The following is a 26,442-nucleotide window of genomic DNA, read 5'->3' as shown; positions in this document are numbered from 1 at the left end:
CGGGGATTTACGGATGTCTGAGAACAGCAGCTGAGAACGGCAGCTGAGAACGGCAGCGCCTACGGGCGCGGCAGGTCAGGCGGAGCGGCGACGCGAGGCGACACCGAAGGCGACACCGCCGAGCCCGATGACGATGCCGGCGATGCCGAGGACCCGGGCGGTCGTGTCGGCGCTGTTCTTCTCGGCGGCCTCGTCGTGGCCGTGCTGCGCGTCCTTGTCGGCGTTCTTGGCCTGGTCGGTCTTGGCGTCACTGTGGTGGTCGCCGCCCGTGGCTGCGGTCAGCTTCAGGACGGGCGCCGGGTTCTGCGGTTCCGCGGCGCCTTCCTTGGTCTCTTCGATCCACCGGACGACCTCGTTGTTGTCGTACGTCTGGATCGCCTTGAAGACCATCTGGTCGGCGTTCTCGGGGAGCTTGCCCACGGACAGCGGGAACTGCTGGAACTTGCCGGGCTCGATCTTGCCGCCGGACCAGGTGACCTTGGTGACGGCCTCGTTGATCTGCTTGCCGTGCACGGTCAGCGGCTTGTCGAGCTTGCTCTTCTCGACCGTCACGGTCCAGCCGGGAACGTCCTGCGGCATCACGGACGTGAGCGGCTGGTCGACCGGGAAGTTGACCTCCAGCTGGGTGGTCGACGCGTTGTCACGCTCGTTGGGGACCTTGAAGTTGATCGTCGCGTAGCCGCCCTTGGTGGCCTCGCCGGGCTGGACGCCGACGTGGGCGAAGGCCGGGCCGGAGAGGACGAGGACGGTACCGGCGGCGAGGGCGGCGGCGAAGGAGACGCGAGAGGCCTTCATGGCAGAAACACTCCACGGGATCAGTGGTGACGGTGGCTCCGGGCGCGGGCGCGCGCGGAGTACGCGGCACCGGTGCTCCCGCCGTGTGTCTCGGGGAGGAGGGTGCCGCGTCAGGCTGCGAGGGCGAGGGCAGTGGGCGGCCCGCGCCTGATCACCGAGTGGTGCAGTGCCTCCCGGCCGGTGGCGGCCGCGGGATCGGCCGCGGTCCGCGGGACCCGCGGGGCACGGGCGGGCGCGCCGGGGAGCCCGGCGCACAGGGCGCGTACGAAGGCCAGCGCGGCCCGCAGCGGGCGTACCGGGGTGGCTTCGGCGGAGATCCGGGACAGTTCGACGAGCCGGAAGAGCGCGGCGTCGCCGCGACCGAGCAGCCAGCCGGCGGCCAGTGCCGCCAGCAGATGCCCGAACAGCATGGCCGGGCTGAACAGCCCGGTCGCGGGGGCCGCGGTGGCGGCCTGGGCCACGTGGGCGTGAGCGCTGTGGCCTTGGGCCACGACCTGCCCGGCCTGGGTGAGCTGTCCGGCCTGTGCGGTCAGTGCAGCCGGGTCCAGACCGGCGGATTCCAGGATCCGGCGGGCGTCGGCCGGGCTGAGCGGTACGGAATTGCCCCCGCACACCAGCCTGGCGGCGAGTTCCGCGAGCGAGCCGTCGGAGGGGCCGGCCGGTGCCTGGGCCGCCGTGGCGCTGTGCTGTCCGAGGCCGAACAGCACGTGCAGCGTGAGTTGCCCGACGGCCAGCCCGGCGGCGATGCCGGGCAGCGCGCGGCGGCGGCCGGCGAGCGGGGCCACGACGGCGAAGACGACGAGGAAGCCCATGCACAGGGACCACCACGGCACGGTGGCGCAGGACGCCAGCGCGTGCCCTGCCGCGGACAGCACGACGCAGACCGCGGTGAACACCGCGGCCCGGATCAGCCGGAGGCCGGTTCCGGCGTGCGTCGCGTGGGGGTCAGTCATGGCCGGGTCATCATCGCACTGAGCTCAGTGCCTTCATACGGCAGGTCCGGAAGGTCCCATGAGTCCGGCATGGGCGCCCTCGACCAGCACAGGGGAACCAGGCGGCGGACACCGCCGCATACACCGGGTCCGGGAGAGCCGCATCGGCCGAACGAGGGCAATGGAGCGCTCGGACGGCCGCCGGGCGCTTACGGCCCCCCAAGGGCGGCAATAGGTAACCGTATGAGCATCTGGTGGTCTCTCCACTTGAGGCGCGAAGCCGCGAGCGTGCCGCTCGCCAGGCGACTGCTGCTGGGGACGATGGAGACCGCGGGGGTGGACCCGGACATCTCCTTCGACCTCTCGGTGGCGCTGAGCGAGGCGTGTACGAACGCGGTGGAGCACGGCGGGGGCGGCGGTGTCCCGGATGAGGCCGAGGCGTACCACGTCACGGCCTATCTGGACGGAGACCGCTGCCGCATCGAGGTGACCGATTCGGGCCCGGGGTTCCCGCCCGCGACAGGGACCCGTCACAGACCCTCGCTGGCCGAGCACGGCCGGGGACTGCACCTGATCGAGGAACTCGCCGACCACGTCCGCTTCCGCAACCGGCCGGGCCGCGGCGCGGTGGTGAGCTTCGACAAGATGCTGAAGTGGCGCGACGACGCGCTGCTGAAGGTGTCGTAGGCACGCCGATGGGCGGGTCCCGCCCGGGAACCCGCCCATCGTCACGCGCAGGCCGCAGGCCGCAGCCCTTGGACCGTCAGCCCTTGAGGCGCGCCATCCAGGCCTCGACCTCGTCCGAGGTGCGGGGCAGCCCGGCCGACAGGTTCCGGTTGCCGTCCTCGGTGACGAGGATGTCGTCCTCGATCCGGACGCCGATGCCGCGGTACTCCTCGGGCACGGTCAGGTCGTCGGCCTGGAAGTACAGACCGGGCTCGACCGTGAGGCACATGCCCGGCTCCAGCGTGCCGTCGACGTACGCCTCGGTGCGCGCGGCGGCGCAGTCGTGGACGTCCATGCCGAGCATGTGGCCGGTGCCGTGCAGGGTCCAGCGGCGCTGCAGGCCGAGCTCCAGGACGCGCTCGACGGGGCCCTCCAGCAGGCCCCACTCGACGAGCTTCTCGGCCAGCACGTGCTGGGAGGCGTCGTGGAAGTCGCGGAACTTCGCACCCGGCTTCACCGCGGCGATGCCGGCTTCCTGGGACTCGTAGACCGCGTCGTAGATCTTGCGCTGGATGTCGGTGTACGTGCCGTTGATCGGCAGCGTGCGCGTGACGTCGGCGGTGTAGAGGGAGTGGGTCTCCACACCGGCGTCGAGAAGCAGCAGGTCACCGGAGCGGACGTCGCCGTCGTTGCGGACCCAGTGCAGGGTGCAGGCGTGCGGGCCGGCGGCGCAGATGGAGCCGTAGCCGACGTCGTTGCCCTCGACGCGGGCGCGCAGGAAGAAGGTGCCCTCGATGTAGCGCTCGGAGGTGGCCTCGGCCTTGTCGAGGACCTTCACCACGTCCTCGAAGCCGCGGACGGTGGAGTCGACGGCCTTCTGCAGCTCGCCGATCTCGAAGTCGTCCTTCACGGCGCGGGCCTCGGAGAGGTAGACGCGTAGCTCCTCGTCGCGCTCCTTGGTCACCTTGTCGGTGAGGGCGGTCTCGATCACGGAGTCGTGGCTGCGGACGTTCCGGACCGGGCCCTCGGCCTCGGTGAGGGCTTCGGCGAGCTCGCGGACGTCCTTGGCGGGGATGCCCAGGAGCTGCTCGGCCTCGGTGAGGGAGTGGCGGCGGCCGACCCACAGCTCACCCTGGCCGGAGAGCCAGAACTCGCCGTTCTCACGGTTGGAGCGCGGCAGCAGGTAGATCGTGGCCGTGTGGCCGGTCTCGCCGGTGGGCTCCAGGACCAGGACGCCGTTCTCGGTCTGGTCGCCGGTGAGGTACGCGTACTCGGTCGAGGCGCGGAAGGGGTACTCGGTGTCGTTCGAGCGGGTCTTCAGGCGGCCCGCGGGGACGACGAGGCGCTCGCCGGGGAAGCGCGCGGACAGGGCGGCGCGGCGGGCGCCGGTGTGCGCGGCCTGGGCGATGGGCTCGAGCCCGGTCAGCTCGGTGTCGGCCCAGCCGGTGCGCATGCTCTCGGCGAGTTCGTCGCTGACGCCCGGGTACAGCCCGTTCTTGCGCTGCTTGTGCGTCTTCTTGGGCTGCTCTTCTTCCGGGGTCTCCGGGGTGAGCTCGTCAGCCACGTCTTCTCCTCAGCTGCGATGGGTGTGGACCTGGGTCTGGGCCCCATCCATCGTAGGCGCGAGGGGAAACGGCCGGAGGGGCATGTGCTGTTTGGCACAAACAGCCCCAACCGGCGCAACAGCCGTATATCACTCAAACCGGGCGGCGAGCAGCACGATGTCGTCGGGAAGGTCGGCCGGTTCCCCTTCGGGCAGCACGGTCCGCAGGATGTGGTCGCAGAGGGCGGCCGGGTCGTCCCGGGCGGTACGGGGAACCCCTGCGGCCGCCGCGTGCAGCCGGGCGTAGGCGCGGTCCATCGGGTCCCCGGTACGCCGCAGCAGCCCGTCCGTGTACAGCAGCACCGTTTCTCCCGATGCAGGTTCGATCTCCACGCTCGGCGCCTCCCAGCAGGACAGCATCCCCAGCGGCGCGGAGAGCGAGGTCTCCACGTACTCGGTGCGGCGCTCGCCGATCAGCAGCGGCGGGGTGTGCCCCGCACCCGCCAGGATGATCTTGTTCCCCTGGCCGCCCGCACCAGGGCTCCCGACGGGCTCGCAGTAGGCGAACAGCGCGGTGGCTGAGCGCGCCGGCTCCGTGAGGCGCAGCAGCAGCTCCAGGTCGGACAGGACGGCGACCGGGTCCTCGCCCTCCATGACGGCATAGGCGCGCAGCGAGGCCCGCAGCCGGCCCATCGCGGCGACGGCGCTGGGCCCGGAACCGGTGACGGAGCCGACGGCCAGCCCGAGGGCGCCCTCGGGCAGCGGCAGGGCGTCGTACCAGTCGCCCCCGCCGCGCGGCCCGGTGTGGTGGCGGGCGGCGAGCTGGACCCCGGGGATCCGGGGGAGCCGGCTGGGCAGCAGCTCCTCGCTGATGGAGGCCAGGCGGGAGCGGGATCGTTCCACCTCAAGCATCCGGGCCAGGTGCTCGGCCGCGTGCCGTACGTACAGCCCGGCGAGGTCGCGCTGGCGGTCGCTGGGCTCGGCCTGCTCGTCGTAGAGCCAGACGGCCGCGCCGAGCCGGCCGGTGGCCTCGGCGGTCAGCGGCAGGGAGTAGCTGGCGGCGTAGCCGAGGCGGGCGGCGACCTCGCGGTGGCGGGGGTCGACGGGGGCGGCGAAGCCTCCGGTGCCGGCGGGCTCGCCCGGTTCGGGGAGTACCTCGGAGCCGCCGTGGGCGTCGGGGAGGCCGTCGAGGATGCGGCCGTACGAGGTGGCGCTGCGCGGAACCGTCTCGATGTGGCCGAGGTCGGCATGGCCGAGGCCGAGGCCGATCGTGTGGCTGGGGCCGAGCCCGTCGGAGGGTTCCAGGATGATCAGGCCGCGGCGGGCGCCGACGAGTGCGGCTCCGGCGCGCAGGAACTCGTGGAGGGAGGAGTCGAGATCGCCGGTGCGGGCCAGGCGCTCGGTGAGTTCATGGAGGGTGGTGAGGTCCGAGACCATGCCCGCCAGCCGGTCCTGGATCAGGCTGCCCGGTCCCGGTCCCGGTACCGGGGCCGAGGCGGGGGTGGTGCGTGCGGTCGTGGGCGCCACAGTGTGCGGTGACGTCGTCACTGCTGGATCGATTCCAGCCACTTTCGGCAGATGCGGAGCGCTCATGGCGTCCGCCTTTCCACCTGGTGCGATTCGCCATATAGCATCGCAAACCCCCAGATCGTGCTGCGCCGCCATCAAGGAATCCACATCTACACGCATACACGGATGCATGTCCAGCATTGCCCAGGTGGGAATCCTGGTGTCCGTGAGGCGGCAACTCACTGTCCAGCCAAGGCTAGAACTTGGCCGGAAAAAGCCGGAAGCAGACGGTTTTTGCGGTCGACTGGACGGGCTCTACAGGGGGTTCGGGTACGTAATCGGTAGTGCTCGTCGCCAGTTGGCGCCGCTTCGGCACTGCCCGGGCAGGCGCCGGGAACCGTCCGGCACGGGTCGCCGTCCTTAGCGGCGGCAGCCGGTCCCGGTTTCCGGTGCGGGTCGCGCTCCTCCCCCGCCCGACGTTTGATGGACCCGTAAGAAAACTGCACGAACCGTGTGAACCTGCTTATTGCGGACAGTGACGCGAAACGTGTACGTGTGGTGAGACACCGCTCACATGGTGTGATGTGGCCCTCGACGTTCAACGGAAAGGAACGAGCGCTCATGCGCGAGATCCTCGGAAGGCGTCTCCAGCGGCTCCGCGATCGTCTTCAATCACTGCGCTCCGACCCGGAAGAGACCGGCGGAACGCCGGCCCTCCTCGACGCGGCGCTCACCTGCGCCACCACATGGCAATGGCCCGTGCTGCCCGGCGTCGGCCGGTCCGCCACGGACGGCTCGCGCTGCGCCTGCCCCGACCCCGAATGCGTCGTCCCCGGCGCGCACCCCTTCGACCCGGGGCTGCTCGCTGCCACCACCGACCCCCGGATGGTGGCCTGGTGGTGGACCAACCGGCCCACCGCCCCTGTCCTGATGGCGACCGGTGGGACCGCTCCGTGCGCGGTGAGCCTCCCGGCCGGTGCGGCCGCGCGGGCCCTCGTGCGGCTGGACGCGCAAGGCATGCGGCTCGGGCCGGTCGTGGCCACGCCCACGCGCTGGTCGCTGCTGGTGGCGCCGTACTCGCTGGAGCGGCTGGGCGAACTCCTTTACGCCAAGGACCACGTCCCGTCCTCGCTGCGTTTCCACGGTGAGGGCGGCTATCTCCTGCTGCCGCCCTCTGCCGCGTCCAGCGGTGGCCAGGTGCGGTGGGAACGGGAACCGCTTTCGGCGCAGGCGGGACCTGTTGGGCCGGTGGGGCCGGTGCGCGCGCCGGATATCTGGCTGCCCGAGGTCGAGGCGGTCGTTGACGCGCTGGTCGAGGCGAGCAGCGGTGCCCCGGGTGGCGGCAGCAGGCTCGCGTACTGACCTGCTCCGGATCGGCTGATCACTCGTACGGGTGCCAGCGGGACGAGTTTGCAAGGGAATTGGGCGCGGGCATCTCCGTGCCCCATTCCGGCATCGCTATCTTCGGCGAATGAATCTCCGCCTGATCGGTATCGGCACCGGTGTGCTGATCATCTTGTCGCTCCCGCTCGCAGGAGCGATCGCCGGGCCGGATTTTTCCGGTCGGGATGACGGAAAAGGCGGCGGCTTGTTTTCGACGCTCGGGCTTTCGGGCCCTTCGGACGCGTCGGGTCCGTCGCGTACGTCTCCTGCGCCGCCCGCGCCTTCGGCGGCGCCGGCCGGGCCCGAGCGGCCCGGCCCGGCCGAGCAGCCCCGCACCGATTCCCGGTGCGGCCCCGAACTGTCCTCGCCGCACGGCGTGGAGGCGCAGACCTGCGTCCTGGTGGGTGAGGGCCAGACGTGGGGCCGGAGTTACTACAGAAACACCAGTGGTCGCGCTCTGGAGGTGGTGCTCGCGGTGATGGGGCCGGCCGGGCGCACGGTGCAGATCCGGTGCACGGTCGGCGAGGGCGACGAGCCGGGTCTGTGCGAGACGCCAAAGGAGGATTCGGCCGGCGCGCCGGAGAGCTACTCCGCCGTAGCGGAATTTGCAGTTCCGGATGATGAAGGGCGGCTACTGCTCCGGTCCGGGAGCAACTCAGCGGCACCGGGTGACGGTTGAGTACCGCCGGAAATGGAAGGGCCCGGTCGCTGGCGACGGGGGATGCACCAGCGACCGGGCTACAAGAACGGTAACAAGAGATCGCCTGTACGCAAATTCGATCTCTGATATTCAGACACCGATTTGCAGACGATTAGCGGGAGTTGTGACTCCCGTCACCGGACCTGCGCGTGAGTGGGGGTCAGCTGAGCGTGACCTGGCGGTTGGTGAGCCCGCCGCGCGCCCGGCGCTCCTCCGTGGTCAGCGGTGCGTCCGAGGCCAGGGCCGTGGCCAGCCGCTCGGCGAACTCCGCCGCGGGCTTCTCGACGTCGTCCGCCGTGACCCCGGTGGGCAGGTCCCAGACCGGGACCATCAGGCCGTGGGCACGGAAGGAGCCGACCAGTCGGGTGCCCTCGCCGAGCGAGGACGTGCCGGCCGCGTGCAGCCGCGCGAGGGCGTCGAGCAGCTTCTCCTCGGGGTGCGGCATGACCCAGCGCAGGTGGTTCTTCTCCGGGGTCTCGCACCAGTAGGCCGAGTCGACACCGGCCAGCTTGACGGTGGGAATGGCGGCGGCGTTGGCGCGCTCCAGCGAGGCGGCGATCTCCGGGGAGGCGCTCTGGGCGCTCTCCGATTCCGGAATCCAGAATTCGAAGCCGCTGTGCACAACCGGCTCGAAACCGCCGTCGGCGTCCAGGAGATCCTGAAGTCGCGGTCCCTCGGCCGGAACCCGGCGGGCCGCGATCGGAGTACCGGGCTCCGCTGCGAGCGCCCGCTCCAGGGTGTCGGCCATGTCGCGGCCGAGGTCCCCGGTGGAGGAGTCGTTCTGCAGGCCGAGCAGGACGGAACCGTCCTCGCGGCGCAGCGCCGGCCAGGCCATGGGGAGCACGGTGACCAGCGTGACGGAGGGGACGCCCTCGGGCAGGCCGCCCTTGAGGGTCAGCGGAACGGTGGCCGCGGGGACCAGTTCGCGCAGCGCGACCCAGTCGCATTCACCCGGCAGGCCCTCGAAGGGGCGCTGCACGTGCTCGGTGACGGCGTGTGCGGCGGCTGCGCCGTGACAGGCCTTGTAGCGGCGCCCCGATCCGCAGGGGCAGGGTTCGCGGGCGCCCACCACCGGGATCTCACCGTTGTTGAGCTGCGGCTTTGCAGTCTTGGCTGTGGGGCGCTTCTTGGCCATCGTGGGTGTCTCCCGGTTGCGGCGGTACGGCGTCGTGTCTGGGCGCGAGCCTAGCCGTTCGTACCGCCGGAACCGGTGGGGTGCGGCCGGGAGCACGGTCGGCGTGCGCTCCCGGGCGGCCGCCTGTGCGGATGACCGGTATTACTGGGATGACCGATGTGATGACCGCCGAGATCGTGGATCCCGGTTTCACGGATCCAGATCGTCGAAGGCCGTACTGAAGTCGATCGCCGGGGGCGCAACGCGCGTAGCGAAATCGTCGTGCCGGGGCCCACAGGCAACGATCACCCACACCGTGACCTCACCCGCCGCTCCGTCCCGGACACCCCAGTCCTGGGCCAAGGCGCTGATGATGTTCAGCCCCCGTCCACCGCGCGCGGTGACCGAGGGCGTGGAAGGAACAGGGCGAGTGGGCCCGCCCCCGTCCGTGACCTCGACCGTCAGTCGCCCCGCTGTGTCGACGCGCCATGCGGCGCGTATCTCCCCGTCCCCGATTTCCCGCGTGCCCAGTGGCCTGCCGTGTCGGCAAGCGTTGCTGAGCAGTTCGGAAAGGATCAGTACGGCATCGTCCACGACCGATTCGGACAACCCGCTGATACGCAACTGCTCGCGCATCCGCTGTCGTGCCTCGCCCACGCCCGCAGGACCATGGCGTACATCCATGTACGACGACGTGGGCACTTCCTGTGCCACCACCAACGCCACCCCCGGAACCTCCTTAGCCCCACGCATGGTCTGGATGCCCCAATGGCCTGGACCGGAAACCGCCCATGCGGAGCCCTCTGACGCATTCACGCCGAACGAATGCGGATCGGATGCGCCGGGGCACACCCTGTCACCAGTGGGGTGGGAGGGGGTGGTGCGTAAAACGGGGCATCAGCGCCCGAGTTGGGACAGAACCTGGCGTGGTCTGTTCGTAATGATCGCTTCTACACCTAGATCAGCGCACAGCTGAACGTCTTCCGACTCGTTCACCGTCCACACGTGTACGGAATGACCGGCGTCCTGGAGCTTGCGGATGAATCCGGGGTGGTTGCGCACGATGCGCATCCCAGGCCCGGCGATCTTCACCCCGGCGGGCAGCCGGCCGTCGCGCATCCGGGGCGAGACGAACTGCATCAGGTACACGGTCGGGATCGTCGGGGCGGCCGCCCGCACCCGGTGCAGGGAGCGTGCGGAGAAGCTCATGACCCGCACCGGGTGCGGGCCCTCGGCGGGCGGGGCGTCCAGGCCGAACCGCTTGAGGAGGAACAGGAGGCGCTCCTCCACCTGTCCGGCCCAGCGGGTCGGGTGCTTCGTCTCGATCGCGAGCTGCACCGGCCGTCCGGCGTCGGCGACCAGCTCCAGCAGGCGCTCCAGGGTGAGGACGGAGGTGAGCTCGGGGTCCGCGTCCCAGTCGGGGGACTCTTCGCGGTCCTTCCAGGAGCCGAAGTCGAGGGCGGCGAGATCGGCCAGCTCAAGGGCGGAGACCGCGCCGCGCCCGTTGGAGGTGCGGTTCACCCGACGGTCGTGGACCAGGACCAGATGGCCGTCGGCGGTGAGCCGGACATCGCATTCGAGCGCGTCGGCGCCGTCCTCGATGGCCCGGCGGTAGGCGGCCAGGGTGTGCTCGGGGGCATCCTCCGAGGCGCCGCGGTGGGCGACGACCTGGATGGGGCGCGGCGTTGCGTGGGTCACTGGGTCATGGTGCCACCGACAGGCCGCCCGGCGTCGGGATCGGGTACTGGGGATGCGTTTGAAATGTCGGATATAAAGAATGGGGGGAGATGCACAGGTCCGGCTTACAGTGCTCTGACGGGTCATGGGAAAGGCTTTGCCCAGGAACTTGTGCGGCACGTCGAACGTTCAGTCGGACCGATATCGCCAGAGATTTCTGAAGCCGTGTGTGACGAGGAGAGAGCGCTGTGAGCACCGAGAACGAGGGCACCGCGGCCCCGACACCCCCCGCGGCCCCGTCTGCACCCCCTGCTCAGGCCTCCGAGACGCAGGTTTCCGGACCGGCGCCCGTGTCGGCTCCGCAGCCGGCGGACGCGCCTGCCGCCGCGGCTCCGGCCGTGCCCCAGGGCGCCCCGGAACCGGAGGCCGCCGAGCCGGTGACCCAGCAGCTGCCGCCGACGCCCGCGCCCGGCACCGAGCCGACCCAGCAGATCCCGCCCACTCCGGCGCCTATGCCTGCCCCCGCGGCCCCGGCCTACGGTCAGACGCCGGCGCAGCCGCACGCCCCGGCCGCCCACGGAGCCGAGGGCTGGCCGCCCCCGCCGCCCACGGTGCCCGCGTACGGTGCGGGCGGTGGGCACGGCGGCGCCTGGGGCGTTCCCCTGGGCGCGGACGGCACCCCGCCGGCCAAGCCGAAGGGCAAGGGCGGCCTGATCGCGGCCGTGCTCGTGGCGGCCCTCCTGGCGGGCGGCATCGGCGGCGGCGTCGGCTACTGGGCCGCGGACCGCAGCGAGAACGGCACCGGCTCGACCACGATCAGCGCGGGCAACACGCCGAAGGAGCTCAAGCGGGAAGCCGGGTCCATCGCGGGCCTGGCCGCCGGCGCGCTGCCCAGCGTGGTCACCATCGAGGCCTCGGCCGGCGACGGCGAGGGCGGAACCGGCACCGGGTTCGTCTACGACCAGCAGGGCCACATCCTCACCAACAACCACGTCGTGGCCTCCGCCGCGAACGGTGGCAAGCTCACCGCCACCTTCTCCGACGGCAAGAAGTACGACGCCGAGGTGATGGGCCGGGCCCAGGGCTACGACGTCGCCGTCCTCAAGCTGAAGAACCCGCCGCCCGGCCTCAAGCCGCTGCCGCTCGGTGACTCCGAGAAAGTCGCGGTCGGTGACGCCACCATCGCGATCGGCGCCCCGTTCGGCCTGTCCAACACGGTCACCACGGGCATCGTCAGCGCGAAGAACCGCCCGGTCGCCTCGGGCGACGGCTCCGGCAGCAAGAACTCGTACATGAGCGCGCTCCAGACGGACGCCTCGATCAACCCGGGCAACTCCGGCGGCCCGCTCCTCGACGGGCGCGGCGCGGTCATCGGCATCAACTCGGCGATCCAGTCGGCGGGCAACGGCGGCTTCGGCGGCGGCCAGGCCGGTTCGATCGGCCTCGGCTTCGCCATCCCGATCAACCAGGCCAAGAACGTCGCCGAGTCGCTGATCAAGACGGGCAAGCCGGTCTACCCGGTGATCTCGGTCTCCGTGGACCTCCAGGCCAAGGCCGAGGGCGCCAAGATCTCCGAGCAGGGCGCACCCGCCAACGACCTGGTCGACCCGAACGGCCCGGCCGGCAAGGCGGGCCTCAAGCCCGGTGACATCATCACCGAGTTCGGCGGCAAGCCGGTCGACAGCGGCCCGAGCCTCATCAGCATGATCTGGACCTACAAGCCGGGCGACACGGTCAAGCTGACCTATCTGCGCAGCGGCAAGCCGACCACGGTCGACATCACCCTCGGCTCGCGGGTCGGGGACAAGTAGTCGGGACGAGCAGTCGGGACGAGCAGTCGGGACGAGGCGCCGGGACGAGTGGTCGGGACAGGAACCGGGGACAAGTGACGGCCGCGCGGCCGGAATCAGTGGCTTGAGGCCGAGGGGTCGTGGCGAAATACCGCCTACGGCCCCTCCCAACGTCCGCTTATGCTTCAAGGGTGTTCGATTCCCGGCACATCCGGACGTTCCATGCGGTAGTCGCCGCCGGCTCCTACTCGGCGGCCGCCCGAGTGCTGGGCTACACCCAGCCCGCCATCACGCAGCAGATGAAGGCGCTCGAACGCGCCGTGGGAACCCCGCTGTTCACCCGCGTGGGCCGCAAGATGCAGCTCACCGAGGCCGGGGAATCCCTCTCCCGGCACGCCGAGACGATCCTCGGCAGCCTCTCCGCCGCCGAGGCCCAGCTGAAGGCGTACGCGCGCCTGCGCACGGGCCGGGTCCGCCTGTGCGGCTTTCCCAGCGCCAACGCCACCCTCGTCGCGGAAGCCCTGAGCGGTCTGGCCAAGGAGCACCCCGGCGTGCAGGTGGAACTGCTGGAGGGGGAGCCTCCGGAGTCGATGCGCCGGCTGGAGCGCGGGGGGTGCGACATCACCCTGGCCTTCACCTATCCCGGGCTGCACGAGGAGGTCCCGGAGGAGGTGACCGAGGTCAGGCTGCTGGAGGACCAGCTGACGGTGCTGCTCCCGACCGGGCACCCACTGGCCCGGCGCCGCGCCGTTCACCTCGCCGACCTCGCCGAGGAGCGCTGGATAGCGGGCTGCCCGCGCTGCCGGGCCAACCTGCTGCACGAGTGCGCGGAGCTGGGCTTCGTGCCGGACATCCGCTTCGCCACCGACGACAACCTGGTGGTGCAGAGCCTGGTCGCACAGGGGCTGGGCGTGGCGATGATGCCCGCGCTGGTGCTTCCCTCGCTCTCCCTGAGCCGGGTTTGCGGGCGGGCACTCCAGCCCGCCGCGCGCCGGCACATCGCCGCCTACGTCTACCGGGACCACCTGCGCATCCCGGCGACCGCCGTGGTGCTCGACGCGCTGAAGCGGGTGGCGGCGAACCGGGTCGGCTGCTGACCAATCCATAAGCGGTACTTGGGATTTCAGGTCAAAACTGTCGTTGGACGTGATGGATCGGCGGCAGCACGCTGCAGATATGACCACCACCACGCCGGCCCGTACGACCGCGAGGATGGCCGCCCTCGTCAGTGAGATCCGCAGGGTCGTGGACCGAGGTCTGGCTCCCGACCTGACCGCGTACCTGGTGGGCGAACGCCTCGCCCCGCACCTGGGTGCCCCCGACCTGCTGACCCCGGAACAGCAGGAAGGCGACCCGGAGCGGTACCGGCAGCACATCTTGCACGCCGAGTCGGACGGCAGTTTCTCCGTGGTGGCGCTGGTCTGGCTGCCGGGCCAGGAGACCTGCATCCACGACCACGTGTCGTGGTGTGTGGCCGGGGTGCACCAGGGCGAGGAGAGCGAACGCCGCTACCGGCTCTCACCCGGAGCCGACGCCGCCCGGCTGGTGGCCACCGAGGACGTCGTCAACGGCCAGGGGGAGGTCTGCGGATTCGCCCCGCCCGGTGACATCCACAAGGTGCGCAACTCCTGTCGCACGAAGGCGATATCCCTGCACGTGTACGGGGCCGACGTGTCCCGGCTGGGGACCAGCATCCGTCGCGTCTACACGCTTCCCGTCGACTGATGGCCCTCCTCCACCGCCCTCAGGGTGTGGCGGCCCCGCGTGTTTCACGTGAAACATCCACTCCCTGGCCGGGGTTGGCGGCAGCCGCGGGCGGAGCGTTGGCGGCTTGGTGCATCCATCGGGCGGTGCCGGCCGTACCCATGCTGACCGCGTCGGTGGTGCTCGGCATCGCAGCGGCGCACCTTCCCGGCCTACGGACTTTCGTACGCGGCAGTGCACGCCCCGGCCTGTCCTTGGCGGGCCGGCGGCTGATGCGGATCGGTATCGTCCTGCTGGGCCTCGGCCTGGGGCTGGACCAGGTCCTCCGGCTCGGCTGGGTGACGGTGGCCATGGTGGCCGGGGTGGTCGCGGCCACGTTCTTCGGGACCTTCTGGCTGGGCCGCCGCCTCGGACTCCCGGGCGACCAGCCGTTGTTGATCGCCACCGGGTACTCGATCTGCGGGGCCTCGGCGATCGGCGCGGTGAGCGAGGTGTCCGGCAGCGACGAGGAGGACGTGGCCGCCTCGGTGGCGCTGGTGACCCTGTGCGGGACCCTCGCCATCGCGGTACTCCCCCTTCTGCAAGGGCCCTTGGGGCTCTCTGACCCTGCCTTCGGGCGGTGGGTCGGCGCGAGCGTCCACGACGTCGGCCAGGTGGTGGCCACCGCGCAGTCGGCCGGACCCGGCGCGCTCGGCGAGGCGGTTCTGGTCAAGCTGATGCGGGTGGCCCTGCTCGCCCCGCTGGTCGCGGCCGTGGCCTTCGCCGTACGGGCCCGGCGGCGCGGGGTACGCACGGCCTCGGGCCGCCGTCCGGCCCCGGTGCCGCTGTTCGTGGCCGGGTTCCTGGCCGCGGCGGCTCTGCGCGCCACGGGAGCACTTCCGGACGTGGCACTGGAGTGGGCACACACGGTGCAGGAGGCCCTGCTCGCGGCCGCCCTGTTCGGTCTGGGGAGCGCGGTGCACCTGCCGACGCTGGCCCGGACGGGCGGGCGGGCCGCGGCGCTCGGGCTCGGAGCCTGGGTGGTGGTCGCCGGGGTCTCGTACGTGGGCGTGCTGCTCACCGTATGACGCCTTGACGGAAGGGAGTTGGCCAATTCGTGGCCGGAACCGACCGAACGTTCTGACTGCCCGCTGACAATGACGCGCGGCCGTGCCACTCTGCCCGGCAAGCCGCACGGCGCGCACAGCACACACGGCACGGCGCACACAGCGCAGCGCACATGGCACAGCCGATCCGCACCGACCGTTCTTCACCCCCACCCTGCCCTGGTCCGACCGACAGGACCGGGCACGGCAGAAGGAGTCATGCGTGAATCGTCATCGCACCGCCGCATCCGTCCTCTTATCGGCAGGCGCCCTGATCGCGGGCGTCCTGACAGCGGCCACTCCCTCGATCGCGGCGGACGCTCCCGTGTCCTTCCGGCAGCAGCACGTCCAGGGCTTCTGGACCGCCGAGCGCATGAGGAGCGCCACCCCGCTCGACGTCACGGCGGCCCCCGGCGTGGCCCGGACGCCGGTCGCGACCTCGGCCGCGCCCACCAGCGTTCCGCCCACCAGCGTTCCGCCTACGGCGTCCTCGTCGTCCCTGGCGGCCTCACCCACGTCCTTCCCGCAGGCGGGCGGCGCCTGGACGGGTTCCGGCGCGGTCGTGAAGACCTCGGGCCGGGTCTTCTTCACCATGGGGGACCGGACCGCCTCCTGTTCCGGTGACTCGATCACCAGCGCCAACGGCAGCACGGTCATCACGGCCGGCCACTGCGTGAAGTACCAGGGCGCCTGGCACACCAACTGGGTGTTCGTCCCCGCCTACAACAACGGCAGCGCGCCCTACGGCCAGTGGTCGGCCACGAAGACCTTCGCCACCGACCAGTGGGCGGCCAGCGAGGACATGAACATGGACGTGGGCCTCGCCGTCGTCGCCCCGCTGAACGGGCAGACCCTCAGCCAGGCTGTCGGAGCCCAGGGCATCCTCTTCAACGGTGGATACAGCAAGAAGATGTACTCCTTCGGCTTCCCGGCGGCGGCCCCGTACGACGGCACCAAGCTCGTCTACTGCAGCGGCAACAGCGGCAAGGACTTCCTGTTGACCAAGGACCACAGCCTGGCTTGCAACATGACCGGTGGCTCCAGCGGCGGGCCCTGGTTCCAGGACTTCAACGAGGCCACCGGCCTCGGCACCCAGGTCTCGGTGAACAGCTTCGGCTACAACTTCCTGCCGAACCGGATGTACGGCCCGTACTTCGGCAACGAGGCCAAGGCGGCCTACGACAAGGCTCAGACCGCCTGACCCGTACCTTCCCCCGCCATCCCCACCTGGCCGGTACTCTGTACCGGCCAGGTGGGTTGCCCGAGCGGCCTAAGGGAACGGTCTTGAAAACCGTCGTGGCGCGAGTCACCGTGGGTTCAAATCCCACACCCACCGCCAGGCAGGGCCAAGGCCCAGCTCAGAAGGGGTGCCACCGATCCGGTGGCACCCCTTCTGTTTCGAACGACCTGACGCTTTCCCGCGCGAGCAGCATGGATTCCCACTCGGCCGCGCGCCGTGACGGGCGGAGTCAGCTCGAACCAGACGACCAGGCGTACGCCCGCGTCGCCGTGCAGGCCGGTCAGAGTGCGCATCACCGACCAGACGGCACCCCAGTCGCTGTCGGGCACGACGTCCTTCCGTCGGAGGCGGCCGATGCGGAAGAGGCGATCGCCGTCGGGCCACTCGGTGCGCTCGGGGTAGGTGCGGCCCGCGCGGTAGAGAGCGTGGGGGTCAGTGAGGCCCGCGAGATCGGCAAAGCGGTCGAGGGTGTCGCGCACGCCGAACAGGCAACCGAGGGCGGCGTAGGAGCGCCCGTTGTAGAGATGAGTGAGGTCGATGGCCCCGTGCCAGCTGCGGTCTTCCTCGTCCAGCCGGCGATCGCAGCGGCACTCGATGAACCCGTGGATGTCCGTTCCCGTGTCCGGAAGTGTTCTCCGTCGAGGTAAGGCGTGCGACGGGATTTTCCGCTTGCCTGCATGCCCCGAGCGTGCTTGGCGGAGTGCCCACGCCGGGGCTTGTCCCCCAGAGGTAGCCCGGGTTCCGGCGATCAGCGTCGTCGAAGGGCTTTCCGCAGGTCAGCGAGGTGAGCGCGCTGCAACGACCGCCTCGCAGGGCGGCAGCGGCGCAGGCCGCAAGGGGTGTTCCCATCTGCGGACACCCCTTCTCCGTTGGCGGTCCTTGGGCCTTCCGGGTGGTGTTTGTCGGAAGATCGGCGCGGGTCGTGGGGGCGGTGCGGTTGCGGCCACATCATGACGAATGTATTCAGATCCGCCCGTCGGAACATCCTGAAACGAGGCACCCGTCATGGCTCACCGCAGCATCCTCCTGTCGATCTGGACTTCCGTCCTCGCCGCGCTCGTGGCGGTCCTCTCCTCCCTCGGTCTCGCCGGTAAGGCCGCTCCGGCCGCCGCCTCTGCCGCGGCCCCCGCCGGCCCGGCCGCCGTGGTGCGTCGCCCGGCCTTCACGGCCCGGCGGACCTGGCGGGCGATGATGCGGGGAGGTTCGCTCCCGCCGACCATCAAGCAGCGGATCCGCGCCGAGGCGCACGGCAAGACCCCGTCCGTCCGCCGGTCCACCACCGCCGCGGCCATGGGCGCCGGTCAGGGAACCACTGACCAGGCCCTGACCCTTGTCGGATCCGCGGCCCGATCCGCGGCCGGATCCCAGGTCGCTGCCACGACGGGAGCCACCACCGGAGGCACGACCGCAGCCGCGACCGGAGTCCTCGCCGCAGCCTCCGCCGGAGCCGCCCGGGACGGGCTCGCGCTCGCCGCCTAGGCCCGTACCGCAGTCGCAGGACCCGGTTTCGCCGGCGCACGCGCCGCCACCGGACAGAAACACGTACGCGAGCAGGACCAGGAGTGGGAAGAGGCGCTGGAGCCCGGTCATGCGTGACCGCGGATCGCGCCGCGTGCCCCCGGAGCGGGGCGCGGATGAATTGCCCCGGCGGGCGCCGGGGCGCGCAGGGGGCGCAAAGCTTGGCATTGCAGGGCCGCAGGCCCGGGAGACGGTGGGGTTCCCGGACGGCGCGGCCCCTTTCGGCATGTCCGGGTCACGGCAATCCGGTGAAACGGTTCATCGTCGGTGAGGCAGGAGTTTCAGAGGGTTCTGGGTGTCTGACCTGGGGCTCAGGGGGCGTGATTGGGGTTTATCCCAGGTTGGTCATGCTTGCGGGGGAATCGTTCGGTCCGGGGTGGTTCGCCGGGGATTCGGTGGGCAACCCTGGTGTCGCGACGTCGTCACCACACGGAAGGACAGAGGCGGTCGGCCAACTGCCTCGGAGCGATTCCCACTTCGGTTTTCTGGAGGATTCAGACATGGCAAGCATCCGTACCGCCCGCGTCATCGCCGCAGTCGCCGCGCTGCCCCTCGCCGTCGCCTTCTTCGGCGGGGCGGCATCGGCCGACAACGGCGCCTTCGCGAACGACGGATCGAATGCGAGCGTCGCCAGCGTCATCGGCAGCGGCGTTGGGGGCGACAACCAAGGCAACTCCTCCACGTCGCAGCAGGTGGCGACCGGCTCCGGCGCCTCCAACCAGAACAACAACGCGCAGGTCAACGGCTCGGCCCTCACCGCGATCGACCAGTCCAACGCGAACGTGGCGGTCAACTTCCACCCCTGGTGGTAGTGGAGGCCTGAGCTGCTCCGACTGTTGAGGGCGCCTGTGCGACCGGACCGGCTGGGGTCCGGTAGCGCAGGCGCCCTCGCGCATGCCCGGGCCCGATCCGCGTCGTCGTCCTCCGCCACCCGACCTTGACACCGCGGGTGAATCTGACGGACAGTCAGGTCCGACTCGATGATGCGATGCCGGGAGGCCAGCGCCGTGCACCTCGCCCCGACCGAAGGTCAGTTGCGGCTGCGCGCCGAACTGCGGGAGTACTTCCAGGAACTCATGCCGGACGGTCTCCCCGAGGACCCGGCCCGCCAGCGCGAACTGCTGCGCCGCATCGGCGCGGACGACCTGCTCGGCCTCGGCTGGCCCGTCGAGTACGGCGGCCAAGGCCGTGGCCCCGACGAGCAGTTCGTCTTCTTCGACGAGGCGTACCGGGCCGGAGCCCCCGTCTCCATGGTCACGCTCAACACCGTCGGTCCGACCTTGATGAAGTACGGGACCCAGGAGCAGAAGGACTACTTCCTGCCCCGGATCCTCAAGGGCGACATCATCTTCGCCATCGGCTACTCCGAGCCCGAGGCCGGTACCGACCTCGCCTCGCTGCGCACGCGCGCCGTCCGACAGCGCGACGAAGGGGGCGAGGGCGGAAACAGCAGCGAGGGCGGCGACAACGGGGAGGGCGGCGACTGGCTGATCGACGGGCAGAAGATCTTCACCTCCAACGCCCAGAACGCGGACTGGATCTGGCTCGCCTGCCGCACCGACCCGCAGGCCCCCAAGCACAAGGGCATCTCGATCATCCTGGTGCCCACCGACGCCGCCGGTTTCTCCTGGACCCCGATCGACACCGTCGGAGGGCTCACCACCACGGCGACGTACTACGACTCCGTCCGCGTGCCGGCCGGCAACCTCGTCGGCCCCGAGCACGGCGGCTGGGGCCTGATCACCAACCAGCTCAATCACGAGCGCGTGGCCCTCGCCGCCATCGGCATGCAGGCCGAGGACTTCTACGAAGCCGCCCTCGCCCACGCCCGCACCTGCGACCCGGTCACCGGCGACCGCCCCGCTGACCTGCCCTGGGTGCGGTCCCGGCTCGCGGAGGCCCACGCCAGGCTGGCCGCCGTACGCCTCCTGAACTGGCGCCTCGTCCAGGACGTGGGCGGCGGCACCCTGGCCCCCGGAGATGCCAGCGGCGTCAAGTTCCTCGGCACCGAATCCACCGTCGAGGTGTACCGGATGTGCCAGGAGGTGGTGGGCGAGGAGGCCCTGATCCGGGGGCCCGCGGCCTTCGCGGACGGCGAGCTGGAGCGGATGAACCGGGCCGCGCAGATCAACACCTTCGGCGGTGGGGTCAGCGAGGTCCAGCGGGAGATCGTCGCCATGATGCGGCTCGGCATGAAGGGGAGGAAGCGATGACGGCGTACGCAACCGGCACAGCCGAGGAAGCGGCCCGTTTCCACGAGCTGCTCACGTCATTCGAGGGGCAGCCCGCCGCGACCGCCGGCCGGGGCAAGGACGCGGTCAACGAGCCGATGATCCGCCACTGGTGCGAGGCGATGGGCGATGCGAACCCCGCCTACAGCGGTCCGGACGCTATCGCCCCGCCCACCATGCTCCAGGCCTGGACGATGGGCGGTCTCTCCGGCCACACCGACCGGTCGTCCGCCTACGACGAGCTGTTCGCGCTCCTCGACGGCGCGGGCTGTACCTCCGTGGTCGCAACCGACTGCGAGCAGGAGTACCTGCGCCCGCTGCGGCCCGGCGACGCCGTCACCTTCGACGCCGTCATCGAGTCCGTCTCCCCGCGCAAGACGACCAAGCTGGGCACCGGCCACTTCGTGACCACCCGCACGGACGTCCGCGTGGACGGCGAGCTCGCCGGCACCCACCGCTTCCGGATCCTCAAGTACGCGCCCGCGGCCCGACGGGACAAACCCACCGTCCGGCGGCCCCGTCCCGTGGTCAACCGCGACAACCAGGGCTTCTGGGACGGGGTCCGGGACCACAGGTTGCTGATCCAGCGCTGCACATCCTGCGCCACCCTCCGCTTCCCGTGGCTGCCCGGCTGCAATGCCTGCTCCTCGCCCGACTGGGACACGGTCGAGGCGTCGGGCGCCGGTACGGTGTTCAGCTACGTCGTCATGCACCACCCGCCTTTCCCGGCCTTCGACCCTCCATACGCGGTCGCGCTCGTCGAGCTCGCGGAGGGCGTCCGGATGATCAGCAACATCACCGGCGTCCCCTACGACAAGGTGCGCATAAGCCTGCCCGTCCAGCTGGAGTTCCTGCGCGTCGACGACGACCTCGAACTCCCCGTCTTCCGCGGGAACGAGGGCTGATGGACTTCCACCCCACCGAGGAGCAGGCCGCCGCGGCCGGCCTCGCCGCCCAGATCTTCGGCGACCTCGCCACCCACGAACGCCTGGCCGCCGCGGGCACCGGCAGCGACGCCGAGCTGTGGAAGGCCCTCGCCACCTCCGGACTGATCGCCGCCGTCCACGACATCGGCCTGCTCGGCCTGGTCCTGCTGCTGGAAGAACAGGGCCGCACCACCGCACAGGTCCCCTACGCCGCCACCTGCGCGTACGGCGTGCTCCCCCTGGCCGCGCACGGCAGCGACGAGCAGCGCGCCCGCCTGCTGCCCGCACTCGGCACAGGCGAGGCGGTGGCCACCGGGGTCTTCCCGGCCCGCGGCCGGATCACCGCCGAGCACGGCCGGCTCACCGGCATCGCCCCCGCGGTGCCCTGGCTGCGCGAGGCCACACACGTACTGGTCCCGGACGCGGACCGCGTGCTGTGGCTCGTACGGACGGACGCGCCGGGCGTACGGACCTCCCCGGTGGAGACCACCGCCCCCTGGTCGGCGGGCCGGCTGACGCTGACCGGAGCCGAGGCCGAACGCGTCGGGGCCGCCGGAGCCCACCAGGACGCCTACGAGGACACGCTCGCCGCCGCCCGCACCGCCTTCGCCGGGCTCCAGGCGGGCGTCTGCGCGGGCTCGCTCGCCCGGGCCGTGGAGTACACGTCCACCCGCGAGCAGTTCGGCCGGCCGCTCTCCACCAACCAGGGGGTCATGCTGCGCGCGGCCGACGCCTACATGGACACCGAGGCGATCCGGGTGACGGCGTACGAGGCGGCCTGGCGCATCGACCAGGGACTCGCGGCGCGAGAACACGCGCTGACGGCGGCCTGGTGGGCCTCGGAGGCGGGCAAGCGGGTCGTGCACGCGGGCCAGCACCTGCACGGCGGCATGGGAGCCGATCTGGACCATCCCGTGCACCGGCACTTCCTGTGGGGGCGCCAGCTGGACGCGTATCTGGGCTGCGGCAGCGAGCTGCTGGCCGAACTGGGCGCCGTACTGGCGCAGGAGGGCTGAGTCATGGTCGGCGCGTTGAGAGTCGGCGAGGAGCTCCCGCCGCTGGAGATACCGGTGACCCGCACCCTGATCGTCGCGGGCGCGATCGCCTCCCGCGACTACCAGGACGTGCACCACGACGCCTCGCTCGCGCGGGAGAAGGGCTCCCCGGACATCTTCATGAACATCCTCACCACGAACGGCCTGGTGGGCCGGTACATCACGGATCACCTCGGGCCGCAGGCCGTCCTGCGCAAGGTGGCCATCCGCCTCGGCGCCCCCAACTACCCGGGCGACACGATGACCCTGACCGGCACCGTCGCCGCGGTAGCCGGCAACACCGTCGAGATCCGTGTCGTCGGCGCGAACGGGGTCGGCCACCACGTCACGGGGACGGTCACCGCGGAGGTGCCGGCATGAGCGTCCGCACCCGGGACGAGCTCGGTGGCCGCGCCGCCATCGTCGGCATCGGAGCGACCGAGTTCTCCAAGGACTCCGGCCGCAGCGAGCTCAAGCTTGCCGTCGAGGCTGTGCACGCCGCTCTCGACGACGCCGGGCTCACCCCCGCCGACGTCGACGGCATGGTCACCTTCACGATGGACACCAGCCCCGAGATCACCGTCGCCCAAGCGGCCGGCATCGGGGACCTGTCCTTCTTCTCCCGCATCCATTACGGCGGCGGCGCGGCTTGCGCCACCGTCCAGCAGGCCGCCCTCGCCGTCGCCACCGGGGTCGCGGAGGTCGTGGTCTGCTACCGCGCCTTCAACGAGCGCTCCGGGCGCCGCTTCGGCTCCGGAGTCCAGCAGCGGGAGCCCTCGGCGGAGGGCGCGGCGCTCGGCTGGTCGCTGCCCTGGGGGCTGCTGACACCCGCCTCCTGGGTGGCCATGACCGCCCAGCGCTACCTGCACACGTACAACCTCACCCCCGAGGCGTTTGGACACGTCGCGGTCACCGACCGCCGGAACGCCGCGAACAACCCGGCCGCGTACTTCCACGGCAAGCCCATCACGCTCGCCGACCATGCCGCCTCGCGCTGGATCGTGGAACCGCTGCGGCTGCTGGACTGCTGCCAGGAGACCGACGGCGGTCAGGCCCTCGTCGTCACCACGGCCGAGCGGGCACGCGACCTGAGGCACGCGCCCGCCGTGATCGCCGCTGCCGCGCAGGGCGCCGGCCGGCGCCAGGAGGGCATGACCTCCTTCTACCGGGACGACCTCACCGGGCTGCCGGAGATGGACGTGGTCGCGCGCCAGTTGTGGCGGACCAGCGGGCTGCGGCCCTCGGACATCGACGTCGGCATCCTCTACGACCACTTCACCCCCTTCGTGCTCATGCAGCTGGAGGAGTTCGGCTTCTGCGGGCCCGGCGAGGCCGCCGATTTCGTGGCCGCGGACGCACTGCCGCTGAACACTCATGGCGGCCAGCTCGGGGAGGCGTACCTGCACGGCATGAACGGCATCGCGGAGGCCGTCCGTCAGCTGCGCGGAACCTCCGTCAACCAGGCCGCGGGGGCCGAGCACGTACTCGTCACAGCGGGCACCGGGGTGCCGACGTCCGGGCTGATCCTCGGCGCCGACGGCTGAGATCCCGTAAGCCGCCGGGTTCCGCCTCCTCCACCTTCAGGAGGTGGAGCCCGTCCCGGCCCTACAACCTGAGGTGGACCCCCCTTCGGCACTTGCGGCCGATCCCAGGAGGAGCGTGCGCTCCTAGCGTGGAGCCATGACCACGCCTGTGTGCACGCTCGCCTCGAACCCGACGCCGTACCCGTCGTTCTCGGCGTACGTCAGGACCCGCGGCACGGTCCTCATGCGCACTGCGCGCTCCCTGACCGCCAACCCGTGCGACGCCGAGGACCTGCTCCAGACGGCCCTCGCGAAGACGTACATGGCCTGGGACCGCATCGAGGACCACCGGGCCCTCGACGGCTACGTCCGGCGGGCCCTGGTCAACACCCGCACCTCCCAGTGGCGCAAGCGCAAGGTCGACGAGTTCGCCTGCGACGAGCTCCCGGAGAGCGAGGAGTACCCCGCCGCCGACCCCGCGGAGGCGCAGGCCCTGCGCGACGCGATGTGGCGTGCGGTGACCCGGCTGCCCGACCGGCAGCGAGCCATGGTCGTCCTGCGGTACTACGAGGACCTCAGCGAGGCGCAGACCGCCGAACTGCTGGGGGTCTCGATCGGCACGGTCAAGAGCGCCGTCTCCCGCGCGCTGGTCAAGCTTCGCGAGGACCCGGAGCTCACTCCCGTCAGGTGAGCCGGAAGGTGTTTCACGTGAAACCAGACGATGTTTCACGTGAAACACCGCCCAGGTTTCTACCCCCGGGTAGTGACATGCCGACCGGTACGTGCGCAGAATCTGCTGCATCCGTAGCCGCCGCAGCGCCGCAGCGCTCACCGGGAGGACGCTTTGCTGAGCACCATGCAGGACGTACCGCTCCTCGTCACCCGCATACTCCGACACGGGATGACCATCCACGGGAAGTCCCAGGTCACGACCTGGACCGGGGAGGCCGAGCCGCACCGCCGCAGCTTCGCCGAGATCGGTACCCGCGCCACCCGCCTCGCGAACGCCTTGCGCGACGAGCTCGGTGTCCAACAGGACGACCGGGTCGCCACGCTCATGTGGAACAACGCCGAGCACGTCGAGGCGTACTTCGCGATCCCCTCCATGGGCGCGGTCCTGCACACGCTGAACCTGAGGCTCCCTCCCGAGCAGCTGGTCTTCATCGTCAACCACGCCGCCGACCGGGTGGTCCTGGTCAACGGCACGCTCCTGCCCCTGCTGGCGCCGCTGCTGCCGCACCTGCCGACCATCGAGCACGTCGTGGTCTCCGGCATCGGCGACCGCTCCGCGCTCGACGGCCTCGACCTGCGCGTGCACGAGTACGAAGAGCTCCTCGCGGGCCGTCCCGACAGCTACGACTGGCCCGAGCTGGACGAGCGCCAGGCCGCCGCCATGTGCTACACCTCCGGCACCACCGGGGACCCCAAGGGCGTCGTCTACTCCCACCGCTCGATCTACCTGCACTCCATGCAGGTCAACATGGCCGAGTCGATGGGACTGACCGACAGGGACACCTCCCTCGTCGTGGTCCCGCAGTTCCACGTGAACGCCTGGGGGCTGCCGCACGCCACCTTCATGACCGGCATCAACATGCTGATGCCGGACCGCTTCCTGCAGCCCGGCCCGCTCGCGGAGATGATCGAGCGGGAGAAGCCCTCGCACGCCGCGGCCGTTCCCACCATCTGGCAGGGGCTGCTGGCCGAGGTCACCGCCAACCCGCGCGACCTGAGTTCGATGAAGCACGTCACCATCGGAGGCTCGGCCTGTCCGCCCTCCCTGATGGAGGCCTACGACAGGCTAGGCGTCCGCGTCTGCCACGCCTGGGGCATGACCGAGACCTCCCCGCTGGGCACGATGGCGCACCCGCCGGCCGGCCTGAGCGCCGAGGAGGAGTGGCCCTACCGGCTCACCCAGGGCCGCTTCCCGGCCGGCGTCGAGGCCCGCCTGGTCGGCCCCGGCGGTGACAACCTGCCCTGGGACGGCGAGTCGGCGGGCGAGCTGGAGGTGCGTGGCAACTGGATCGCGGGCGCCTACTACGGCGGCGCGTCCGGCGAACCCTTCCGCCCCGAGGACAAGTTCAGCGCGGACGGCTGGCTCAAGACCGGGGACGTCGGCGTCATCAGTCCCGACGGCTACCTCACCCTCACCGACCGCGCCAAGGACGTCATCAAGTCCGGCGGCGAGTGGATCTCCAGCGTGGAGCTGGAGAACGCGCTGATGGCGCACCCCGAGGTCGCCGAGGCAGCGGTCGTCGCCGTCCCCGACGACAAGTGGGGTGAGCGCCCGCTGGCCACCGTGGTCCTCAAGGAAGGCGCGGCCGTGGACTACGCGGGACTGCGCGTGTTCCTCGGCCAGTCGATAGCCAAGTGGCAGCTGCCGGAGCGCTGGACGGTCCTCAAGGAGGTGCCGAAGACGAGCGTCGGCAAGTTCGACAAGAAGGTGATCCGCAAGCAGTACGCGGACGGCGCGCTGGACGTCACGAAGCTCGACTAGCCGCGCGTGAGCCATGGCCGCAGCAGCTTGCTGACGGTGGGCATGGCCACGTAGGTCATCAGGGTGCTGAAGACGACGGCGAAGGCCGCCGTCCGCACCACGAAGTGCAGATCCACCAGGTACGGCCCGAGCACCGCGTTGCCGATCAGCGAGATCGGGAAGATGGCCAGCCCCGAGCTGATCGCCATCTTCCACCGCGGCGGCGCGGGCCGGGTCGTACCCGGCTTGGCGAACCACGTCTCCATGCCGTGCAGTTCCCGGCGGGCTATCTCCGTGTGGTGGTGGCCGAGGCAGTTGGAGAACCACTGGGCCCGCTCCGCGGAGTCCTGCCAGCGCTGGAACGCCGCCTGGTTGCGGAAGCGGTGCACCAGGAACCACGGCCCGCCCTCGACCGCCGGGCGGAAGAGCCCGTATCCGAGGTGGTCCGGGAAGCTCGCCGCCGTCTCCAGGATCCCGTGGGCCCAGGCCTCGAACGTCTCCTCGTGCCCCGGCTCCACCTGTCGCGCGATCAGCAGGTTCACCTCCCCGTTGTCGGCGGGGACGGTCTGCTCGGTGGTGTTGATGGTGGCCATCGGGCC

Annotated in this window: 26 protein-coding genes and 1 tRNA gene; 18 read left to right on the top strand and 9 right to left on the bottom strand. The window is 71.0% G+C overall.

Annotation, left to right across the window (positions count from 1 at the left end; genetic code table 11):
* Positions 1-75: 75 nt before the first annotated feature.
* Positions 76-795 carry a YcnI family copper-binding membrane protein gene (locus tag OG429_RS19240; RefSeq protein WP_328926528.1) on the bottom strand — a complete coding sequence of 240 codons (720 nt, stop codon included), beginning with the start codon at positions 793-795 and terminating at the stop codon, positions 76-78.
* Between the two features lie 110 nt (positions 796-905).
* On the bottom strand, positions 906-1,748 hold the full coding sequence (locus OG429_RS19235) for a hypothetical protein (RefSeq protein ID WP_328926527.1): 843 nt from the start codon (positions 1,746-1,748) through the stop codon (positions 906-908).
* Positions 1,749-1,970: 222 nt separating this feature from the next.
* Between OG429_RS19235 and OG429_RS19230 the strand changes: the two genes are divergently transcribed.
* Complete coding sequence (locus OG429_RS19230; RefSeq protein ID WP_328926526.1) at positions 1,971-2,414, top strand: ATP-binding protein; 444 nt, start codon at positions 1,971-1,973, stop codon at positions 2,412-2,414.
* A 76-nt stretch (positions 2,415-2,490) separates the two neighbouring features.
* On the opposite strand, the gene OG429_RS19225 is transcribed toward OG429_RS19230, so the two are convergent.
* A complete protein-coding gene (locus OG429_RS19225) occupies positions 2,491-3,957 on the bottom strand; it encodes an aminopeptidase P family protein (RefSeq protein ID WP_328926525.1) in 1,467 nt (488 codons plus the stop codon).
* 129 nt (positions 3,958-4,086) lie between these two features.
* Positions 4,087-5,646, bottom strand: a complete 1,560-nt coding sequence (locus OG429_RS19220) for a PP2C family protein-serine/threonine phosphatase (RefSeq protein ID WP_328926524.1) — start codon at positions 5,644-5,646, stop codon at positions 4,087-4,089.
* Between the two features lie 420 nt (positions 5,647-6,066).
* On the opposite strand from OG429_RS19220, the gene OG429_RS19215 reads away from it, so the two are divergent.
* Positions 6,067-6,807, top strand: coding sequence for a bifunctional DNA primase/polymerase (locus OG429_RS19215; protein WP_328926523.1), 741 nt, complete (start codon positions 6,067-6,069; stop codon positions 6,805-6,807).
* Between the two features lie 109 nt (positions 6,808-6,916).
* Positions 6,917-7,507, top strand: a complete 591-nt coding sequence (locus OG429_RS19210; protein WP_328926522.1) for a hypothetical protein — start codon at positions 6,917-6,919, stop codon at positions 7,505-7,507.
* A gap of 181 nt (positions 7,508-7,688) precedes the next feature.
* Here the strand turns inward: OG429_RS19210 and OG429_RS19205 are convergent, their stop codons facing one another.
* The 3 genes from OG429_RS19205 to OG429_RS19195 all read right to left on the bottom strand — a co-directional run bounded on the left by OG429_RS19205 (position 7,689) and on the right by OG429_RS19195 (position 10,340).
* The gene (locus tag OG429_RS19205) at positions 7,689-8,663 is read right to left on the bottom strand and encodes a DUF5926 family protein (RefSeq protein ID WP_328926521.1); all 975 of its coding nucleotides are present in this window, start codon (positions 8,661-8,663) and stop codon (positions 7,689-7,691) included.
* Positions 8,664-8,852: 189 nt separating this feature from the next.
* Positions 8,853-9,368, bottom strand: coding sequence for an ATP-binding protein (locus OG429_RS19200; protein ID WP_405921582.1), 516 nt, complete (start codon positions 9,366-9,368; stop codon positions 8,853-8,855).
* A gap of 171 nt (positions 9,369-9,539) precedes the next feature.
* Positions 9,540-10,340 (bottom strand): glycerophosphodiester phosphodiesterase, encoded by an 801-nt coding sequence (locus tag OG429_RS19195; protein WP_328926520.1) that lies wholly within the window; start codon positions 10,338-10,340, stop codon positions 9,540-9,542.
* Positions 10,341-10,567: 227 nt separating this feature from the next.
* Here OG429_RS19195 and OG429_RS19190 point away from each other — a divergent pair, with 227 nt between their 5' ends.
* From OG429_RS19190 to OG429_RS19165, 6 genes are all read left to right on the top strand, one after another.
* Positions 10,568-12,130, top strand: a complete 1,563-nt coding sequence (locus OG429_RS19190) for a S1C family serine protease (protein ID WP_328926519.1) — start codon at positions 10,568-10,570, stop codon at positions 12,128-12,130.
* Positions 12,131-12,300: 170 nt separating this feature from the next.
* A complete protein-coding gene (locus OG429_RS19185; protein ID WP_328926518.1) occupies positions 12,301-13,206 on the top strand; it encodes a LysR substrate-binding domain-containing protein in 906 nt (301 codons plus the stop codon).
* Positions 13,207-13,285: 79 nt separating this feature from the next.
* On the top strand, positions 13,286-13,834 hold the full coding sequence (locus OG429_RS19180) for a cysteine dioxygenase family protein (protein WP_328926517.1): 549 nt from the start codon (positions 13,286-13,288) through the stop codon (positions 13,832-13,834).
* Complete coding sequence (locus tag OG429_RS19175; protein ID WP_328926516.1) at positions 13,834-14,880, top strand: YeiH family protein; 1,047 nt, start codon at positions 13,834-13,836, stop codon at positions 14,878-14,880. Before OG429_RS19180 ends, OG429_RS19175 begins: the two co-directional genes overlap by 1 nt.
* A 241-nt stretch (positions 14,881-15,121) precedes the next feature.
* Positions 15,122-16,099 (top strand): trypsin-like serine peptidase, encoded by a 978-nt coding sequence (locus OG429_RS19170; protein WP_328926515.1) that lies wholly within the window; start codon positions 15,122-15,124, stop codon positions 16,097-16,099.
* 50 nt (positions 16,100-16,149) lie between these two features.
* Positions 16,150-16,237, top strand: a tRNA-Ser gene (locus OG429_RS19165).
* On the opposite strand, the gene OG429_RS19160 is transcribed toward OG429_RS19165, so the two are convergent.
* Positions 16,216-16,617, bottom strand: coding sequence for a hypothetical protein (locus tag OG429_RS19160; protein WP_328926514.1), 402 nt, complete (start codon positions 16,615-16,617; stop codon positions 16,216-16,218). The two genes, OG429_RS19165 and OG429_RS19160, sit on opposite strands and share 22 nt — an antisense overlap.
* A 526-nt stretch (positions 16,618-17,143) precedes the next feature.
* Here OG429_RS19160 and OG429_RS19155 point away from each other — a divergent pair.
* The 9 genes from OG429_RS19155 (at position 17,144) to OG429_RS19115 (ending at position 25,864) form a co-directional block, all read left to right on the top strand.
* On the top strand, positions 17,144-17,617 hold the full coding sequence (locus OG429_RS19155) for a DUF6344 domain-containing protein (RefSeq protein ID WP_328926513.1): 474 nt from the start codon (positions 17,144-17,146) through the stop codon (positions 17,615-17,617).
* A 539-nt stretch (positions 17,618-18,156) separates the two neighbouring features.
* Positions 18,157-18,468 (top strand): hypothetical protein, encoded by a 312-nt coding sequence (locus OG429_RS19150; protein ID WP_328926512.1) that lies wholly within the window; start codon positions 18,157-18,159, stop codon positions 18,466-18,468.
* 195 nt (positions 18,469-18,663) lie between these two features.
* On the top strand, positions 18,664-19,869 hold the full coding sequence (locus tag OG429_RS19145) for an acyl-CoA dehydrogenase family protein (RefSeq protein ID WP_328926511.1): 1,206 nt from the start codon (positions 18,664-18,666) through the stop codon (positions 19,867-19,869).
* Complete coding sequence (locus tag OG429_RS19140; protein WP_328926510.1) at positions 19,866-20,792, top strand: bifunctional MaoC family dehydratase N-terminal/OB-fold nucleic acid binding domain-containing protein; 927 nt, start codon at positions 19,866-19,868, stop codon at positions 20,790-20,792. The genes OG429_RS19145 and OG429_RS19140 overlap by 4 nt, the downstream gene beginning before the upstream one ends.
* Positions 20,792-21,829 (top strand): acyl-CoA dehydrogenase family protein, encoded by a 1,038-nt coding sequence (locus tag OG429_RS19135; protein ID WP_328926509.1) that lies wholly within the window; start codon positions 20,792-20,794, stop codon positions 21,827-21,829. The genes OG429_RS19140 and OG429_RS19135 overlap by 1 nt, the downstream gene beginning before the upstream one ends.
* 15 nt (positions 21,830-21,844) lie before the next feature.
* Entirely contained in the window at positions 21,845-22,228 is a 384-nt protein-coding gene (locus tag OG429_RS19130) for a MaoC family dehydratase (RefSeq protein WP_328930343.1), read from the top strand.
* Entirely contained in the window at positions 22,225-23,391 is a 1,167-nt protein-coding gene (locus tag OG429_RS19125; protein WP_328926508.1) for a lipid-transfer protein, read from the top strand. Before OG429_RS19130 ends, OG429_RS19125 begins: the two co-directional genes overlap by 4 nt.
* A 136-nt stretch (positions 23,392-23,527) precedes the next feature.
* Entirely contained in the window at positions 23,528-24,061 is a 534-nt protein-coding gene (locus OG429_RS19120) for a SigE family RNA polymerase sigma factor (RefSeq protein WP_328926507.1), read from the top strand.
* A gap of 153 nt (positions 24,062-24,214) precedes the next feature.
* On the top strand, positions 24,215-25,864 hold the full coding sequence (locus OG429_RS19115) for a long-chain fatty acid--CoA ligase (RefSeq protein ID WP_328926506.1): 1,650 nt from the start codon (positions 24,215-24,217) through the stop codon (positions 25,862-25,864).
* Here the strand turns inward: OG429_RS19115 and OG429_RS19110 are convergent.
* Positions 25,861-26,436 (bottom strand): antibiotic biosynthesis monooxygenase, encoded by a 576-nt coding sequence (locus OG429_RS19110; RefSeq protein ID WP_328926505.1) that lies wholly within the window; start codon positions 26,434-26,436, stop codon positions 25,861-25,863. The two genes, OG429_RS19115 and OG429_RS19110, sit on opposite strands and share 4 nt — an antisense overlap.
* Between the last annotated feature and the right edge of the window lie 6 nt (positions 26,437-26,442).

The organism is Streptomyces sp. NBC_00190 (assembly GCF_036203305.1).
In the GTDB taxonomy this organism is placed as follows: domain Bacteria; phylum Actinomycetota; class Actinomycetes; order Streptomycetales; family Streptomycetaceae; genus Streptomyces.
This window is presented reverse-complemented; position numbering and strand designations above follow the sequence as displayed.